The organism is Phyllobacterium sp. OV277 (assembly GCF_900104355.1).
Classification (GTDB): Bacteria; Pseudomonadota; Alphaproteobacteria; order Rhizobiales; family Rhizobiaceae; genus Phyllobacterium.
The window spans coordinates 147,579-164,919 of record NZ_FNIY01000003.1; the positions used below are offsets into that span (position 1 = coordinate 147,579).

At 55.3% G+C, this 17,341-nt stretch carries 20 protein-coding genes; 12 read left to right on the forward strand and 8 right to left on the reverse strand.

The genetic code is table 11. The features are described from left to right. Position 1: 1 nt before the first annotated feature. Positions 2 to 505, reverse strand: coding sequence for a DUF1236 domain-containing protein (locus BLU05_RS12515; RefSeq protein ID WP_091880493.1), 504 nt, complete (start codon positions 503 to 505; stop codon positions 2 to 4). A gap of 208 nt (positions 506 to 713) precedes the next feature. Between BLU05_RS12515 and BLU05_RS12520 the strand changes: the two genes are divergently transcribed. From BLU05_RS12520 to BLU05_RS12530, 3 genes are read left to right on the forward strand one after another with little or no spacing between them, the layout of a single operon-like run. Beyond that, positions 714 to 1,568, forward strand: a complete 855-nt coding sequence (locus BLU05_RS12520; protein ID WP_210184611.1) for a protein-methionine-sulfoxide reductase heme-binding subunit MsrQ — start codon at positions 714 to 716, stop codon at positions 1,566 to 1,568. Between the two features lie 43 nt (positions 1,569 to 1,611). Beyond that, positions 1,612 to 2,748, forward strand: coding sequence for a pyridoxal phosphate-dependent aminotransferase (locus BLU05_RS12525; protein ID WP_175540613.1), 1,137 nt, complete (start codon positions 1,612 to 1,614; stop codon positions 2,746 to 2,748). A gap of 58 nt (positions 2,749 to 2,806) precedes the next feature. After that, entirely contained in the window at positions 2,807 to 3,223 is a 417-nt protein-coding gene (locus BLU05_RS12530) for a DUF423 domain-containing protein (protein WP_139210437.1), read from the forward strand. 71 nt (positions 3,224 to 3,294) lie between these two features. Here the strand turns inward: BLU05_RS12530 and BLU05_RS12535 are convergent, their stop codons facing one another. Then, positions 3,295 to 3,762, reverse strand: a complete 468-nt coding sequence (locus BLU05_RS12535; protein ID WP_091880496.1) for a hypothetical protein — start codon at positions 3,760 to 3,762, stop codon at positions 3,295 to 3,297. Between the two features lie 212 nt (positions 3,763 to 3,974). Here BLU05_RS12535 and BLU05_RS12540 point away from each other — a divergent pair, with 212 nt between their 5' ends. From BLU05_RS12540 to BLU05_RS12560, 5 genes are all read left to right on the forward strand, one after another. Further along, positions 3,975 to 4,568, forward strand: coding sequence for a TetR/AcrR family transcriptional regulator (locus BLU05_RS12540; protein ID WP_091880498.1), 594 nt, complete (start codon positions 3,975 to 3,977; stop codon positions 4,566 to 4,568). A gap of 28 nt (positions 4,569 to 4,596) precedes the next feature. After that, complete coding sequence (locus BLU05_RS12545) at positions 4,597 to 5,760, forward strand: isovaleryl-CoA dehydrogenase (RefSeq protein WP_091880499.1); 1,164 nt, start codon at positions 4,597 to 4,599, stop codon at positions 5,758 to 5,760. Positions 5,761 to 5,836: 76 nt separating this feature from the next. Beyond that, positions 5,837 to 7,444 carry a carboxyl transferase domain-containing protein gene (locus tag BLU05_RS12550; protein ID WP_091880501.1) on the forward strand — a complete coding sequence of 536 codons (1,608 nt, stop codon included), beginning with the start codon at positions 5,837 to 5,839 and terminating at the stop codon, positions 7,442 to 7,444. A 20-nt stretch (positions 7,445 to 7,464) separates the two neighbouring features. Next, on the forward strand, positions 7,465 to 9,492 hold the full coding sequence (locus tag BLU05_RS12555) for an acetyl-CoA carboxylase biotin carboxylase subunit (protein ID WP_091880502.1): 2,028 nt from the start codon (positions 7,465 to 7,467) through the stop codon (positions 9,490 to 9,492). Between the two features lie 101 nt (positions 9,493 to 9,593). Beyond that, a complete protein-coding gene (locus BLU05_RS12560; protein WP_091880504.1) occupies positions 9,594 to 10,121 on the forward strand; it encodes a Dps family protein in 528 nt (175 codons plus the stop codon). Positions 10,122 to 10,192: 71 nt separating this feature from the next. Here the strand turns inward: BLU05_RS12560 and BLU05_RS12565 are convergent, their stop codons facing one another. Continuing rightward, a complete protein-coding gene (locus BLU05_RS12565) occupies positions 10,193 to 10,402 on the reverse strand; it encodes a hypothetical protein (RefSeq protein ID WP_091880505.1) in 210 nt (69 codons plus the stop codon). Positions 10,403 to 10,934: 532 nt separating this feature from the next. Further along, complete coding sequence (locus tag BLU05_RS25950; RefSeq protein WP_139210439.1) at positions 10,935 to 11,141, reverse strand: hypothetical protein; 207 nt, start codon at positions 11,139 to 11,141, stop codon at positions 10,935 to 10,937. 110 nt (positions 11,142 to 11,251) lie between these two features. On the opposite strand from BLU05_RS25950, the gene BLU05_RS12575 reads away from it, so the two are divergent. After that, a complete protein-coding gene (locus BLU05_RS12575) occupies positions 11,252 to 12,124 on the forward strand; it encodes a LysR family transcriptional regulator (protein ID WP_091880508.1) in 873 nt (290 codons plus the stop codon). A gap of 32 nt (positions 12,125 to 12,156) precedes the next feature. Here BLU05_RS12575 and BLU05_RS12580 read toward each other — a convergent pair whose 3' ends face one another. Both BLU05_RS12580 and BLU05_RS12585 read right to left on the reverse strand, forming a co-directional pair. Continuing rightward, entirely contained in the window at positions 12,157 to 13,038 is an 882-nt protein-coding gene (locus tag BLU05_RS12580; protein WP_091880510.1) for an AraC family transcriptional regulator, read from the reverse strand. A gap of 185 nt (positions 13,039 to 13,223) precedes the next feature. Continuing rightward, positions 13,224 to 13,490, reverse strand: a complete 267-nt coding sequence (locus BLU05_RS12585) for an SEL1-like repeat protein (protein WP_091880511.1) — start codon at positions 13,488 to 13,490, stop codon at positions 13,224 to 13,226. A gap of 470 nt (positions 13,491 to 13,960) precedes the next feature. Between BLU05_RS12585 and BLU05_RS12590 the strand changes: the two genes are divergently transcribed. Continuing rightward, on the forward strand, positions 13,961 to 14,308 hold the full coding sequence (locus BLU05_RS12590; protein WP_091880512.1) for a DUF2147 domain-containing protein: 348 nt from the start codon (positions 13,961 to 13,963) through the stop codon (positions 14,306 to 14,308). A 61-nt stretch (positions 14,309 to 14,369) separates the two neighbouring features. Here BLU05_RS12590 and bla read toward each other — a convergent pair whose 3' ends face one another. Continuing rightward, complete coding sequence (gene bla / locus BLU05_RS12595; RefSeq protein WP_091880514.1) at positions 14,370 to 15,260, reverse strand: class A beta-lactamase; 891 nt, start codon at positions 15,258 to 15,260, stop codon at positions 14,370 to 14,372. Positions 15,261 to 15,471: 211 nt separating this feature from the next. Between bla and BLU05_RS12600 the strand changes: the two genes are divergently transcribed. Then, complete coding sequence (locus BLU05_RS12600; protein WP_091880515.1) at positions 15,472 to 15,948, forward strand: SRPBCC domain-containing protein; 477 nt, start codon at positions 15,472 to 15,474, stop codon at positions 15,946 to 15,948. Positions 15,949 to 16,020: 72 nt separating this feature from the next. Next, positions 16,021 to 16,425, forward strand: a complete 405-nt coding sequence (locus tag BLU05_RS12605) for a GFA family protein (RefSeq protein ID WP_091880517.1) — start codon at positions 16,021 to 16,023, stop codon at positions 16,423 to 16,425. A gap of 212 nt (positions 16,426 to 16,637) precedes the next feature. On the opposite strand, the gene BLU05_RS12610 is transcribed toward BLU05_RS12605, so the two are convergent. Beyond that, positions 16,638 to 17,339 carry a glutathione S-transferase N-terminal domain-containing protein gene (locus tag BLU05_RS12610; protein ID WP_091880518.1) on the reverse strand — a complete coding sequence of 234 codons (702 nt, stop codon included), beginning with the start codon at positions 17,337 to 17,339 and terminating at the stop codon, positions 16,638 to 16,640. Between the last annotated feature and the right edge of the window lie 2 nt (positions 17,340 to 17,341).

Sequence of the window (17,341 nt, forward strand, 5' to 3'; positions counted from 1 at the left end):
TTTAGCGAACCCAGACGACCCGGCGTGTGCGCTTATCCACCAGCGCCGGGCCACCATCCACATAGATATAGGCATAGCGCGGCTGGGAAGGTACCGGAGCCAGATCAACATCATCGGGTACAATGGCGCCTGTCGTGATGTCATCAATGGCGACCGTATCAACGGGATTCTGCTCGACATAGGTGATGACATCATCGGGAACTGGACCATCGCGGCTATCGGAGAGATAGACGACTTCGCGATTCTCCAGCGAAACGATCACGGGGCGGCCATCCACATAGATGTAGCCATAGCCCGGGCTGTCGGGAATGGGCCTGACGGTAACAGTCTGCGGCACCACATAGCCTTGCGACAGTTCACCATCGATCACAACGGGATCAGACGGGTGCGCTATGACATAGTCGCGGGCAGGCTGTGGAACCTCGACATAAACCTTGTCCTGCGCCAATGCGAAACCGCTTGTGGCTAAAAATGCCGATGCGGTGAGTATAAGAACCTTGTTCATTGTTCTGCCTCTCTCTGTTGCTTTTCTTCGCCCCAGCACAGGGAAAACCCCAAAAAACGGAGTTTGGTTCCGTAAAAAGAGCCGGGCAAAGGCCTGTCAGGCGAGAGAAGGCCGGAAAAATCGGCTCAATTTCACAGCTTGTTGTTTTGTCAACGGCGCGTTTCTGCTGATGTAAGGAACTGAACAATCAGGGAAAATGAACGGCGTGATGAAATTTCCATGGAATAACCGGGCAGGCAAACTGTCGGTCCTAAAAATTGCGGCCCTGATTGCCGCTTTTATTCCGCTTGTGTTCATCACCACGGGCTACAAGACCAATATTCTGGGGCCACGGCCAATCACCGAAGCCATCCACCAGACCGGCGACTGGGCTATCCGTTTCATTCTCATTTCGCTTGCGGTCTCGCCGCTGCGCCACATTACCCGCTGGAACAGGCTTATTCTGATCCGCCGCATTCTCGGCCTCACGGCGCTTGCCTATGCCGCCCTGCATTTCTCGCTTTATATCGTTGACCAGAACTGGAACCTCCTGCGGGTTGCCAGCGAGATTTGGCTGCGCATCTATCTGCTGATCGGCTTCACCACCCTGCTTGGGCTGACTGCGCTCGGTGTTACGTCCACCGACGGCATGATCCGGCGAATGGGTAAAAACTGGAACCGGCTGCACAGCCTCGCCTATCCGCTGGCGGCGCTGGGTGTCCTGCACTTCTTCATGCAATCAAAGGCCGATGTCACGCAGGCGACGCTGATGGCGGGTTTTCTCATCGCCCTTCTGCTCTATCGCTTCGCCCATGCGCGGGGTTTTCCGCTTTCCTCCGTCTGGACGCTTTTGGTTGTAGCGGTGTTGGCGGCACTTGGGACCGCGCTCGCCGAATATCTGTGGTTCGCACTTGCAACGAAAATTCCGCCAACACGGGTGCTCTTTGCCAACCTGTCCTTCTCCTATTCAATCCGTCCCATGTGGTGGATATTGATGGCGGCACTGCTTCCGGCCCTGTGGGTCGGCATAAAACCAGTGACTCATTCACAAAGCCGCAAACTCAATCCTCTGGCGCAGAAATAAGAGACAGGTTTTGCTTTTCACCGCCGGAAAAAATGATATCGCTGTGGCCATGGAACCGCAGCTTACTCCCCTGATTGAATCGCTCCCCTCCACCGTGCCGTTTGTCGGCCCTGAGACCTTGGAGCGCAAACGCAACCGGCCATTTCGCGCCCGTCTTGGCGCCAATGAGAATGGCTTTGGACCGGCACCATCCGTCATCTCAGCCATGCGGGATGCCGCGCCTGATGTCTGGAAATATTGCGATCCTGAGAATTTCGATCTGAAAGCGGCGCTTGCAGCGCATCTTGCCATCACGTCCGGCGCTGTCGCACCCGGTACTATAGCACCTGGGAATGTGGTGGTGGGCGAAGGGGTTGATACGTTGCTAGGGCTGACGGTGCGCCAATATGTGCGCGAGGGAACACCGGTTGTCACATCGCTCGGCGCCTATCCGACCTTCAATTTCCATGTGGCGGGCTTTGGCGGGCGGCTTGTTACTGTGCCCTACCGGAACGACCATGAAGATCTCGATGCATTGCTCGACGCGGTGCGCCGGGAAAAAGCGCCGCTGGTTTATTTCTCCAACCCGGATAATCCGATGGGGACATGGCATGAGGCTTCTAAGATCGAAGCCTTTATCGCCGCCTTGCCCGAAACCACCATGCTGATTCTCGACGAGGCCTATGGCGAAACCGCTCCGGCCTCGGCCCTGCCCGCTATCGACATCTCGCGGCCCAATGTCCTGCGGATGCGGACATTCTCCAAAGCTTATGGTTTGGCGGGTATGCGCTGCGGCTATGCCATCGGCGCAGCAAGCCAGATCACGGCATTTGATAAAATCCGCAATCATTTCGGCATGAACCGCATGGTGCAGATTGCCGCCCTCGCCGCTCTCGAAGACCAAAATTACCTCCGTGAGGTGGTGGCGCGCATCATAGCGGGCCGCGACCGTATCGCAGCCATCGCCGCACAGAACGGCCTTGCCGCCATTCCCTCCGCCACCAATTTTGTCACCATTGATTGCGGTCGCGATGGCGCCTATGCCGCCAATATCCTCAACGGCCTCATCGAGCGCGACATTTTCGTCCGCAAGCCCATGGCGCCGGTGCTTGACCGCTGCATTCGTGTCAGTGTGGGACTCGACGAGGAACTCGACCTGTTTGAAGAGAAGCTCGCCGAGACTTTGGCCGCGTTGAAATAGGCTGCGGACCTTTATCGACATAAGGTCAGGATGATACTGACGCAGGATGGAAACAAATATGACAATCGATGGTGACAACACTCCGCGCGCAACCCGGCAGCACGACACTTACCGCCCCGATATTAACCGGATTTTCGCCGCTCTCGGCGGGTTGATCGGCGCAGCGGGTATTGCCGCCTATGCGGGCGCTGCCCACAGTGCCAGCCCGCATCTTGGCACCATCGCGCCTATCCTGTTCATCCATGCGCCAGCATTTCTCGCGCTTGCAGTCCTCGCCAAGATCAACCGTGCGGCTTATTTTGGCGGCCTTGTGCTGCTGCTGGGCCTCATGCTTTTCATCGGCGACCTTGCCTCGCGTGATATCGCTGGCGACCGTCTTTTCCCCGGTGCAGCACCCGTCGGCGGCACGCTCCTTATTCTCGGCTGGCTCATCATTGCCGCAACGGGATTTCGAGCGTTCGATTTCAGGAAGTAAGCCCCCTCAATAGGCCCCCACAGGCTCCCGCTCCAACACCAGACCTGATCCGATCAATGAGGTCTTGCAGATCAGGTCTTGCCCTTCAATTTGTCATTGCAGAGCTTGTAATAGCCACCGCCCTTTTGAATCCATTTGGTGCCACCCAGCGCATTATTGTCCTTGTTGATGTGATATTGCTCCAGACAAGTGTGCATGCGCGCCTTGGCCGGTTTCTCCGTAGCAAATTTGCTTGAAACAGCTGATGGAAACACAAGTGATTTCGTATCACCCGCAGCTTGGACATCTTTCGCAGCAGCATCCGCTTTTGTCTCGCTGACAGCCGCGTCGCTCTCCGGCGCGGGTGTAGCGGATATGTCCTTCGCACATTGCTGCTTGCGAAAATCGTTCCAGCTTGACGCACTTCCCGCCGCCTGCGCGGCTTTATATTTTACGCTGCACTCTTTCATGGAAATGGCCTGCGCCGGCATGCCCCATGCCAGCAGAACGATTGCGGCGACCAGCGCAGGTACTCGTTTTTTGAATTCTGAACCACCCATGAGTTTCAACTCTCATTTTTGTAAAAAACATCATTTAATCAAATGCATATCGAAAACTGGCAATACATTGAATCTAGCTGTTTTTGATTTCGATTGCTACGGGGTGTGTCTCATCACTTCGTTTAACACCGCTCGTCCCCCAGTTGTGGAAACCATACTACCAGTTGAATTTACCACTTGAATGAATTGAACGTTCGTTTTATTAACTGACCATGGCGAGGACAATCGGCTCAGACGGGGAAAAGACGCAGGCAGCGATTCACATCGCTGCACGGCGGCTTATTGCGAGGATGGGCTATGAAGCCATGTCCATGCGCCAGCTTGCGGAAAAGGTTGGTGTGCAGCCCGCCGCACTCTATCGTTATCACCCCACCAAGCAGGAACTGCTTTTTGCCGTGATGCGCGACCATATGGACCGGCTGCTGGCTGCCTGGCGGGACGAAAGCCAGAGCCTTGCCACACCGCTCGATCGCCTTGCTGCCTTTATCCGCTTCCACATCCGCTATCACGTGGAACGGCGGGATGATGTGCACATCGCCAATATGGAACTGCGCAGCCTGCAGGGCGAAAAACTGGCCGTTCTGGTGGAACTGCGCGCGATCTATGAAAACGAACTGAGGCTGATTCTCGACTCGGGCAGCCAATCTGGTCAATTTGATATTGATGACATTCCACTGACGACCCGGGCCATCATTGCGATGACCACGGGCGTGAATGTCTGGTTTCGCCCTGACGACAGGCTTACTGTCACGCAGATTGCGGAAAAATACGTCACTATGGGATTGCGCCTTGTTGGCGCCAAATAATTCGCGACAAAGGACATGGGAGATTGAAATGTATCAGTCAGGTCTGAGATTTGGACTTTCGGAAGATCTCGAAGCTCTGCGGGAGACGGTGCATCGGTTTGCGCAGGAACGAATTGCGCCGCTCGCCGCTGAAACAGACCGGACCAACCAGTTCCCTGCACATCTCTGGCAGGAAATGGGCGCACTTGGTCTGCTCGGCATGACGGCGAACCCGGATTTCGGCGGCTCAGGCCTTGGCTATCTCGCCCACGCCATTGCGGTGGAAGAGATTTCCCGCGCTTCCGCCTCTGTCGGGCTTTCCTATGGCGCGCACTCCAACCTTTGCGTCAATCAGATCAACCGCTGGGGTACGGACGAGCAGAAGGCAAAATACCTGCCAAAGCTCTGTTCGGGCGAGCATGTGGGTTCGCTGGCCATGTCGGAACCCGGAGCCGGTTCCGATGTCGTGTCGATGAAGCTGCGCGCCGAAAAGAAGAACGACCGCTATGTGCTGAATGGCAACAAGATGTGGATCACCAACGGTCCCGATGCCAGCACGCTTGTGGTCTATGCCAAGACAGACCCTGCGGCGGGCTCGCGCGGCATGACCGCGTTTCTCGTCGAAAAAGGGTTCAAAGGTTTCAGCACGGCGCAAAAACTCGACAAGCTGGGCATGCGCGGCTCGAACACCTGCGAGCTGGTGTTTGAGGATTGCGAGATACCGTATGAGAACGTGCTTGGCGAAGAAGGTCAGGGCGTGCGCATTCTGATGTCCGGCCTTGATTATGAGCGCGTGGTGCTTGCCGGTGGACCGCTCGGCATCATGGCTGCCTGTCTCGACGTGGTGGTGCCTTACGTGCATGAACGCAAGCAGTTCGGGCAGCCGATTGGCGAATTCCAGCTGATGCAGGGCAAGCTTGCCGATATGTATACGACGATGAACGCCTCGCGCGCTTATGTCTATGCGGTGGCGGCTGCCTGCGACCGCGGCGAGACGACACGCAAAGATGCTGCGGGCTGCATTCTCTATGCGGCGGAAAAAGCCACATGGTGTGCACTGGAGGCCATTCAGGCGCTCGGCGGCAATGGCTACATCAATGACTACCCGACGGGCCGTCTGCTGCGCGATGCCAAGCTTTACGAGATTGGCGCGGGCACCAGCGAAATCCGCCGTATGCTGATTGGCCGCGAAATGTTCGGCGAGAGCGCGTGAAGGCTGGCATTATCCCCGGCCAATGGCAGCGCAAACGCCGAACCAAAAAGATGCATAGAAAGATGGCGAGAATCCTATGACCATACTTCAGTCCCAGATCACCACCACATCGGAGACCTTTGCCGCCAATGCGCAACGCATGCGTGCGCTTGTCGATGATATCAAGGAAAAGGCTGATCTGGTGACCCGGGGTGGCACGGATGAGGCACGCAAGCGCCATACGTCGCGCAACAAGCTTCTGCCGCGCGACCGGCTGGCGCAGTTGCTCGATCCCGGTTCGCCCTTTCTGGAAATCGGTCAGTTTGCAGCATGGGACATGTATGGTGACAATATTGCTTCCGCCGGACTGATCGCGGGGATCGGGCGCGTTTCCGGCAAGGAAGTCATGATCGTCGTCAATGATGCCACCGTCAAAGGCGGCACCTATTACCCTTTGACGGTAAAGAAGCATCTGCGCGCGCAGGAAATCGCGATGCAGAACAATCTCCCTTGCATTTATCTCGTCGATTCCGGCGGGGCGAACCTGCCAAATCAGGACGAGGTTTTTCCGGATCGCGAGCATTTCGGCCGTATCTTCTACAATCAGGCGAATATGTCCGCTGCGGGTATTCCGCAGATTGCCGTGGTCATGGGTTCCTGCACGGCGGGTGGTGCCTATGTGCCTGCCATGTCGGAAGAAACGATCATGGTGAAGGGTCAGGCAACGATCTTTCTTGCCGGGCCGCCGCTGGTAAAGGCGGCAACGGGCGAGAATGTGTCCGCAGAAGATCTTGGCGGCGCAGAGGTCCACACGCGCGAGTCAGGCGTGGCTGATCACTATGCCATGGATGATGCCCATGCGCTGGCCATTGCGCGGCGCATCGTTGGAAACCTGAATCGAAAGAAGGAGATAGGCCTCGACCTTCGCAAGTCGATTCCACCGCTTTACGATCCACATGAACTCTATGGCATTGTGCCCACCGATCTGCGCCAGCCCTATGATGTGCGCGAGGTGATCGCCCGCGTGGTGGATGGTTCCGAATTTGACGAGTTCAAACAGAATTACGGCACCAGCCTGATCACCGGTTTTGCCCATCTCTACGGTATGCCTGTCGGTATCATCGCCAATAATGGCGTGCTGTTTTCCGAAAGCGCCTTGAAGGGTACGCATTTCATTGAGCTGTGTACCCAGCGCGGCATTCCTCTGGTGTTTTTGCAGAACATCACCGGCTTCATGGTTGGACGGTCCTATGAGGCGGGCGGTATCGCCAAGGACGGCGCCAAGCTTGTCACGGCGGTCGCCACGGCACGCGTGCCAAAGGTGACGATGATCCTTGGTGGCTCCTTCGGTGCTGGCAATTACGGCATGTGCGGGCGCGCCTTCTCGCCGCGCTTCCTGTGGATGTGGCCCAACGCCCGCATTTCCGTCATGGGCGGTGAACAGGCGGCAACGGTGCTGGCACTGGTCAAGCGCGATGGTATCGAACGCAAAGGCGGCGACTGGGCTGCTGAAGAGGAAGCAGCCTTCCGCGCACCGATCCTTGAAAAATACGAACGCGAGGGCCACCCGCTCTATTCGTCAGCCCGTCTCTGGGATGATGGGATCATTGACCCGGCAAAAACCCGCGAAGTGCTCGCCCTTTCGCTTTCCGCAGCCCTGAATGCACCCGTGGAGGACACCAAATTCGGTGTCTTCAGGATGTAAGGAGAAAAATCATGACAAGAATGTTCTCCAGAATCCTCATCGCCAATCGTGGTGAAATTGCCTGCCGGGTCATCCGTACCGCGCAGAAGATGGGCGTTGGCACGGTTGCCGTCTATTCCGATGCCGATGCCACTGCGCTGCATGTGGCTATGGCGGACGAGGCTGTCCATATTGGCGGCTCCTCCGTATCGGAAAGCTATTTGCGCGCCGACCGTATCATTCAGGCAGCCATCGACACGGGCGCGGAAGCCATTCATCCGGGCTATGGGTTCCTGTCGGAAAACCCGGGATTTGTCGATGCGGTGGTCAAGGCCGGGCTCGTCTTTATCGGTCCCTCGGCGGACTCGATTCGGGCCATGGGTCTGAAGGATGCAGCCAAACGACTGATGGAAAAGGCCGGGGTGCCTGTTGTTCCCGGCTATCATGGCGAAGCGCAGGAACTGGTCGTTCTGGCCTCCAAGGCACGCGAGATCGGTTATCCCGTATTGATCAAGGCCCGCGCCGGTGGCGGCGGCAAGGGCATGCGCAAGGTCGACAACCCCGAGGATTTTGCCGAAGCGCTGGGCAGTGCGCGGCGCGAAGCCAAGAGCGCCTTTGGCGATGACCGTGTGCTTGTTGAAAAATACGTCTCCAAGCCACGCCATATCGAAGTGCAGGTATTTGGCGACAATCACGGCAATGCTGTTCATCTCTATGAGCGTGACTGTTCGTTGCAGCGCCGCCACCAGAAGGTGATCGAAGAAGCCCCTGCCCCTGATATTACCGTGGAAATGCGTGCGGCGATGACTGCGGCTGCGGTGAAAGCGGCCAAGGCTATCAACTATTCCGGTGCTGGTACGATCGAGTTTATCGTTGATGCCAGCCAAGGGCTGCGGGCTGATGGCTTCTGGTTCATGGAAATGAACACACGCTTGCAGGTGGAACACCCTGTAACGGAAATGATCACCGGGCTTGATCTGGTCGAATGGCAATTGCGGGTTGCGGCGGGCGAACCCTTGCCGCTGACGCAGAAGCAGATCCCGCTCAACGGCCATGCGGTGGAAGCGCGGCTTTATGCGGAAGACCCGGCCAAGGGCTTTTTGCCTGCCATCGGCACCCTGCATCACCTGACTTTTCCAGCATCTGTTGCGGAAGGCACAGTGCGCATCGAAACCGGCGTGCGCCCTGACGATACGATCTCGCCCTATTACGATCCGATGATCGCCAAGATTGTCGTACACGCGAAGGATCGTCCGGCAGCGCTGCGCGCCATGGAAGATGCACTGTTGCAGACGGAGATTGCGGGTACAGTCACCAATGCGGCATTTCTGGCAGCACTGGTGCGGCACGAAGGCTTTGCGGCTGGCGACGTGGATACGGGTCTTATCGACCGCGATCTTCATAGCCTCGTTGTTCCCGTGGCAATGCCTGCAGGAGCCAAAGAACTGGCTGTCCTGCATGCCAGTGGCCTTCTGACAAAGATTGCATCCGATGACCCTTGGACGGCGCTGCGCGGTTATAGCCACCACGCGCGCTCGCACTATCCGGTGACGCTGGGCGAACCCGGCACATCTGATGCGCCCGGTCAGACAACCCGCTATGGCGTTGCGGTTCTCAGCGATGATCGCTTTGAAGTTGCGACACCAGATACCGCCGTTGAACTGCGCGTCCGGCGCAGTGGCGAAAGCTGGCACATCACGGGCAAACGTATCAACCTGACAGCCAAGACAGCAGCGATACCGCAAGGCGTCGCCGTGATTGCGCGGGGTGTGGTGGCAACGTTCGCGCTCATCGATCCACTCCAGCGGGCCGATGAAGCAGGCGGCGCGGGCGACCGATTGATCGCGCCAATGCCGGGTCTGGTAAAATCCGTCCGTGCAGCGGCGGGTGATCTGGTGAAGAAAGGCCAGATACTTCTGGTTCTGGAAGCCATGAAGATGGAGCATACCATCACCGCACCGCATGACGGCAAAATCGCTGAAATCGTCAAGGAAGGGGCGCAGGTGAAGGAAAAGACTGCGTTGGTTCGCTTTGAAGAACTCGAAACTGCCGAGTTGACCAATAAGTGAAGCAGAAATGACAAATAGCCATGCTAGTCATATGTCGTGACCAGCACCGTTCGCGTGCCCAAGACGGAAGCGTATCCCGTTTATCGTAGAGGAGATCGACCATGGCTAACAAATCACTGCAGACGATCAAACGAGCCCCCACAGCAACGCCCAGCGATCTGGGCACAGAGGCAACACGCGATATCGCAGCGGCTGTCAATGCGCTGCTTGCCGATACCTTTGCGCTCTATATGAAAACAAAGAATTTCCATTGGCACATGAGCGGACCGCATTTTCGCGATTATCACCTGATGCTGGACGAGCAAGCCGCGCAAATCTTCGATATGACCGACGTTCTGGCGGAACGGGTACGCAAGATCGGCGGCACGACGCTGCGCTCCATCGGGCAAATCTCCGCGCAGCAACGCCTGCTTGATAATGACGCGAATTTCGTCACGCCAGAAGATATGCTGGCGGAACTGCGCGACGACACAAGAACCTTTATTGGCTATCTCCGGCAGGTGCACGAACTTTGCGACGAATATCACGATAGCGCCACCACGAGCATCATCGAGAATTACATCGACGAATCGGAACGCCGCCATTGGTTCCTGTTCGAAGCAACCCGTACCGGACCGGCGGGAGTCTAATTTTCCTGGAGGCTGATTATTGAATGGGTGTTTGAACTCCAACGCGTCAAGCAGTTGGAGTTCAGGCCGTCTCAGTCATTGGCCTTGGTCATTTTTGCACGCTTGGCACGGCTTTGTGTATCGGCAATAAGCCCCTCAACGGCGGAGATATTCAGAGCCAAAGTTGCTATTTTCCTCAATGTATTATTGTCAGGAAATGCATTGGTCTTTGCAGTCAAGACTATCAACTCTTTTTGAGCATCGCTCAACTTTGATAATAACTCTCCAAGCTCGTCCTGCATAACTTCCCCGTAATTTTCAAGAATCAGAAAATTCCACAAACCGTTTACTTAACTGATATTTCAGCCTTCGCAACCCCACAGAGTTGTGAAATATTGCACATAAAACCATATTACCTCAAAACAATGATCACATTTTTCATGATAAATTTTATCATAAAAAATTGCTATACTTCGAATAGCAAGGTCACATCGCCTCAAAAACCGAATAGTACATTATGCGAAATCTTCATACAAAAAGCGCCACTCATATTTAAACTTTAAGTTATTTAAATTAATTCAAATATGAATCATATTTACTACGAACCGTGAAAGTATCAATTCGCCCGTACAGCGCTTTTGCAGCATCCTCCTGACTTGGATTCAATAATTCCTGCATACTGACTTACCATTCGTCCGACATGCTCGCTCGCCTTCGCCACTGGCCAAACTAGCGGAGAGGTTGCAATTAGTACGACAATCTCGTCCTGATTGCGTCAATAATGTGGAGATGTCGAAGAAAGTGATGCGTAAAACGCATAGCTTCACAGACCAATCATCGGGTCCAAAAGCGTGCCAGAAATGCCAATATTTGCTTCGAACGGTAGCAGCGCAGGATGTCTGCCACGGTCTGACGCGTCACCCCTGCATCTTGCAGCAGGTGTTCGCCCGGTTTGCGCTGTAAAGTCTGCAATTGGCGAGCGTCCCGGTCTGCGGCTTTCCAGACTTTCCAAAGATTTGAAAATAAAGGGAAAACGGACATTGTGCATTTCCAGCATGACGAATAGGCACAATGCTTGATCCAATCGTTGACATATATCAAACGAATAGAAATTATGTCTGTCATTCGAAATTTTGATCACGGGTACAGCCATGAATCCTCCTCTCGACAGTGATCTGCTTCGCACATTTCTGGCGGTGGCCACCACAGGCAATGTTACACGCGCCGCGGAGAAAATCGGGCGGACGCAATCGGCGGTGAGTATCCAGATCAAACGACTTGAGGAAGTGCTGGGCGAAAGTGTTTTCGACCGCGGTTCACGCGGCGTCACTCTGACACCTCAGGGCCAGACATTGCTCGTCAATGCCAACCGCATTGTCGGTCTGCTGGATGAGACCATGGCGTCAATCAGAGCCAAACCGCTTGGTGGACCGGTGCGGATCGGCCTTCCTGAAGAATATGGCTATACGGTACTGCCTCGCGCGCTTGCCGCCTTTGCCAGCCAGCACCCGCAGGTACAGGTGACGGTCAAATGCGACTATTCGGCAAAACAGATGGCCGCCCTTGAGGCGGATGAGTTGGATCTGGCTGTGATTTTCAACTGGGAGCCGCCAACAATAGGCGAAGTGCTGTTTGTCGATCCAACTGTCTGGGTCACGTCGGAAGTGCATTGCGTGCATGAAATTACGCCTGTTCCCATTGCCATTTATCAACGATCTGACTGGTGCCAGAAATTCGCCATTGGGTCGCTGGACAGAAACAAGATCAATTATCGCGTGGCCTATAGCTGCGATACGGGCGGCGGTTTGAAAATAGCCGCGGTTTCGGGCCTCGCGATTGCGCCGCTGGCGCGCAGCAATATTCCGCCGGGCTGCCGCGAACTGACCGAGACGGAAGGCTTTCCGGTGATCGATTCATCGAATGTGGTGCTAAGGCGCAATCCGCGGATGACAAGTCCGGCGATCGAAGGCATGGCGAAAGTTATCCGCGATGCTTTCCAGCCCATGGGGACGGCGGTTCTTTAGCGCCGTCCCTGCCTCAGTCATTTGGACTGTCGCTACTTCAGCGGCAGGAACAGCTCCGCGACCGCCTCATGCTCCGCTACCTCCGGGAAGAAGCTCAGCCGCTGGCAATAAATCGGGAAGTCGCGCGCTTCCTCGCCGCTCGCCGGAAGCCAGTCGCGATAGAGGTAGAGCGCGGCGGGCTCCAGATTATCGGTATTGCCAACGACTGATAGCACCGCACAGCGTCCGCCAGGAATCTCACCGGCTTTGATCTGTTCGCCATTCACTTCGATGGGCTGATTGGTCCCGACACAAAGGTCCATGCTATAATCGGCAGGCGACGCGGGGCGCCGCTCGGAACGCCAGACATTGAAGGTCGGGCTTGTCTTGGGGTGCAGGCCAGCGGCCTTGCGCCACGCGATGAACCGCTGAATGGTGGCGCCCAGCGTTGCCGGGTCGCCCCGATGCTCCATGATCGCCACGGGTGTGGCGAGCACATCGCGAATTATCACGTCGTCATTGGTAAAAGTCTTCTGCATGCGTTTGCTCCTTGCTTTGTCGAGGGGCCCGAAGGCCGCAAACCACAGCTCCCAGTCGGGAGACTTACGGAACGACGAAGGCGACTGCCCGAACCGTTGCCGAAAGGCACGGGCGAAGGCATCCGGGGCATCGTAACCAGCATCCATCGCTATATCAGTGACACTTTGGGCATCCCTGTAGGCAAGCCGGTATGAAGCGCGTTTCATACGGGCAAGCTGGATATAACGATGTACGGATAACCCGAAAGTCGCCGTGAACTGCCGGTGGAAATGATATTTCGAGTAGGCCGCGACACTGCCCAGCGCGTCCAGATCCAGATCATCATCCAGATGCCGGTCTATATAGTCCAATACCTGCTGCATCCGGGCATGATAATTTTGAAGCGCCGCCTTCATCGTTCTGTTCTCCGTGGCAGCACCAACTAAGCGCATAGAGGCATGACGCGCTCGACCGATCTTGCGGTTTTGTCACGGGTCGCAGAATATCGCCGGAGACCGTTTACAGGTACCCCCCAATTTACAGATGAGCGGCGCGGGAATATTGGGAGTGCTTCGGCCGGGGGCGCCTATCAGTCTGCGTTTTAGTGCGAGGTCATCCATTCGCGGGCTTCGCGCATTGCCGTAGCCAGATCCACCTTGGTCATGGTCTTGACCAGTTCGGCCCGCAATTCTGCGGCGCGTTCGCTGCCCTTGATTGCCGCAATGTTGAACCATTTATGCGCAGCCACGTGATCAACTTCGCAGTCGCGGCCGGTGGCGTACATGATGCCCATCTCAAAGAGAATGTCCGTTTCCGCTGTTCCGCCGACGAGTCCGGCATCGATATTCTGAAGATCAAAGCGTGCCATTTTACCGTGTCCCTTTTAAACCGATAAGCCCTGTTAGACTTCTGAGAACCGCCTGATTTGTTTGTTTTGGCGTGCTCTTTCGATGCTTTTGAGAATGCCACACAGCTCTCAAATTGCTGTTAAAAGGCATGATTAACTGGACCCAAACAAAACTAAAACAACTCGTAAACTTCGGAATTCATTAAATATATTGCCCCAGCAATTGCGGGCATTTGGGTCAAATTTGCTTAAAATGCAATTCTTCGATTTCAAGTCTTTGCTAACCAAAGAACAGCTTCTTTCTCCGCAAGCTGTTGAAGATTGGCCAATCGAACCTTTCTTATCCCTGCACGCCCTAGAGCAAAAAACCCTCCATTTGCCAGTGTTTGAGGCTTTCTTTCGGAATTCTTTTGAATTACGTTTACGTAAGGGACATGCAAATGGACGAGGAGAGACCCCATTTGCCGCACAACCCTTATCGGGAGGAAAATATGAATCGCAAATTTTTGTTGGCATGCGCTGGCGTCGTACTCATGGCAGGACCAGCCCTTGCCGAGGAACCAATTGTCGGTACGTGGAAACGGCCAACGGGCACGCTCATTCAATATGCATCCTGTGGTGCAGACAAATATTGCGGCACGGTTCTGACGGGCGAATATAAAGGCAAGTCAATCGGCGAGATGTCCGGCAAGGGCGGGTCCTATAAGGGACAGGTCAACAAGCTGGACGAAGGCAAGACGTATAACGGCAAGGCCAGCGTCAGCGGCAACACCCTGTCATTGTCAGGTTGTGTGCTCGGCGGACTGATCTGCAAGAGCGAAAGCCTTACACGGCAATAATTTTCAGACTGCATAAAACCCGCGAGGCGGTTCTGGTCTCGCGGGTTTTTGTTTGCCTCAATCAGATATGTTCGGCGATAAGGCTTGCCACTTTCTGATGGATGGCATTGCGGCTGTCAGCCGTTCCCTTCGGATCATAGAGATAGACGGTCAGCACGATCGGCTTGCGATCCGGCGGCCAGATCACCGCCACATCATTGGCCATGCCGCTATCGCTTGTCCCTGTCTTATCGCCTACCTTCCAGTCCTTTGGCAGCCCCGCCCGCAAACGCTTGTCACCGACCTTGTTGCCGATCAGCCAATCGGCGAGCTGTTTGCGCGACTGTTCCGAAAGAGCGGTGCCTAGCACAGTCTTTTCCAGATTCTCACGCATGGCAGCCGGAGTGGTCGTATCGCGCGGATCACCCGGTGTGGCTTCGTTGAGTTCAGTCTCGCGCCGGTCCAATCTGGTGATCGTGTCACCGAGGGACCGCGCATATTCGGTCAGCCCTTTTGATCCACCCAGCGCATCGAGCATCAGATTGCCAGCGGAATTGTCGCTATAGGTGATCGCCGCCTCACAAATGGCTGCAAGCGACATCCCCTCACCCACGTGTTTTTCAGTGACCGGCGAATAGTCAACGAGATCGGACTTTTTATAGGTGACAATCCGGTCAAGCTGTTCCTTCTTCTGGTCAACGCGCGCGAGAATGGCCGCTGCTGCGAAAAACTTGAACGTGCTGCACATGGCAAACAGTTCTTTCTCGCGATAGTCGATGCGCTTACCGCTGCCTGTATCGTGCGCCGAGACCCCAAGGCGCGTACCGGTTGCTTTCTCCAGATCTTTGAACGCGGCTTCGAGAGATGGACCAGTTGCCGTGTCTGCCCCCGCTGATCTCAACGACAGTGACAGCGCCGGAACAACCAGCATGGACCCAACAAGCGCAGCGCGGCGCGTAATATGACCTGACATCCCTCATCTCCATCTCCGACATAATGAATCGCAAGGCATTCCCTGCTGCGCGGAAACTGATGCCCGATATGGCGCTTTCCAAGGAAAATTTGTGACGCAAAATGGATATGCGTGGAATGTTGACGTTCATAAAATGACAGTGTATTAAACCAATAGGTTATTTAACCTCGTTGTTATATACTATGCGTTCTGAAGGTGGAGGAAGAGAAACATGGTCGCAGCGCTGGCAGCCAAGGGTAAGGACCGCGAACTGACAATCGAGCGGATTGTCGATGCGCCCGTAGGGCTTGTGTTCAAGGTGTGGTCGCAGCCGGAACATATCGTTCGATGGTGGGGGCCGAAGGATTTCACCTGCCCCAGTTGCGAGATGGATTTCCGGGAGGGCGGCGCTTACCGCTCATCAATTCGCTCGCCCGATGGCGAAGACGCCTGGATGGTCGGTCATTACAATGAGATCATCGAGCCGGAGCGGATCGTTTTCACTTTCGCGTGGGAAGACGCCGATGGTACGCGCGGGCCGCAAACATTGGTGAGCGTCACTTTGAATGCTAAAGGCGAGCGAACCAAGCTCGTTTTCCATCAGGCGCCGTTCGATTCAGTTGAAGATCGTGACTCCCATCAAAACGGCTGGACCGAATGCATGGAGCGTCTGGAAGCCTATGTCGAGCCGCTGGGCCACGCCCACTGATGCGGCTATGGTAGACCGAAGGTTTATCGACTGATTATCGCTGTCATTGATCGCCAATAAAAGAGAGATTCGATGAAAAAGACCTATCACGGCAGTTGCCACTGCAAGACTGTGCGTTTCGAATGCGATGTTGATCTGGATGCCGGTACGAGCAAGTGCAATTGCTCTTTATGCGCCAAGACGCGCTATTGGAAAGCCTTTATTGGCGGTGATGCCCTGCGTATGATCGCAGGCGCCGACAATCTGACCGAATACCAGTTCGGCGGCAAAAACATCACGCATTTCTTCTGTAAGACCTGCGGTGTTAAGCTTTTTGGCCGGGGAGACCTGGAAATCATGGGCGGCGTCTTCTACGGCCTCAACCTCTCGGTTCTTGATGATCTCTCACCGGAAGAGTTAGCTACAGCCCCTTTGCAATATCAAGACGGGTTGCATGATAACTGGGGAGAGGTCCCGACGGAAATCCGGCATTTGTAAAATCTGAGACAGCTGCATGCCTGTGGTACGTGGTGCGTTGCACGAACATAGCGCGTGGTTCGACGGGCTCACCATGAGGGAGAATGGTGGTCTGCAGGGACTGAAGTTCTACAGTGTTGGCGATTAGCGTTGCATCCTCACTCTCCCTCATGGTGAGCTTGTCGAACCACGAACCCACGAACCCACGCACTCAATCTCAAACAGAACGCTTGCTAAAGTGCCCTTTGGCCAAACAGGATTTTCTGGGCTTCCTTATCCTCGGCCAGATTACGGCGCGCTTCCTTGCCAAGCTCCCGGCCACGCTGAACGGCGGGGCGTGCTCCCATTGTTTCAAACCAGCGTTTCAGATTGGGAAAATCATTGAGATCCTGGCCCTGATTTGCGTGGGAGATAACCCAGCCGAACGATGCCATATCAGCAATGGAATATTCATCAGCAAGATAGTCGCGGCCTTCCAGACGCCGGTTCATCACACCATAGAGCCGGTTCACCTCATTGGTATAGCGATTGATACCATACTCGATTTTTTCCGGCGCATATTGGCGGAAATGGTGCGCCTGCCCCGCCATTGGCCCGAGACCGCCCACCTGCCAGAACAGCCATTCCTCGACAGCAACGCGCTTGCGCTCGTCCTGCGAATAGAATTTGCCGAACTTCCGGCCGAGATATTGCAGGATAGCGCCGGACTCGAAAACCGAAATCGGCTCACCACCGGGGCCTTCCGGATCGATAATCGCGGGCATGCGGTTGTTCGGGGCAATCTTGAGGAAGGACGGTTCGAATTGCTCGCCTCTGCCGATATTGACCAGCTTGAGGTCATAGGGAACACCAAGCTCTTCCAGCATGATGGAAATTTTCCAGCCATTCGGCGTCGGCCAATAATAGAGTTCAATCGGCTTCGTCTGGGTCGTCATAT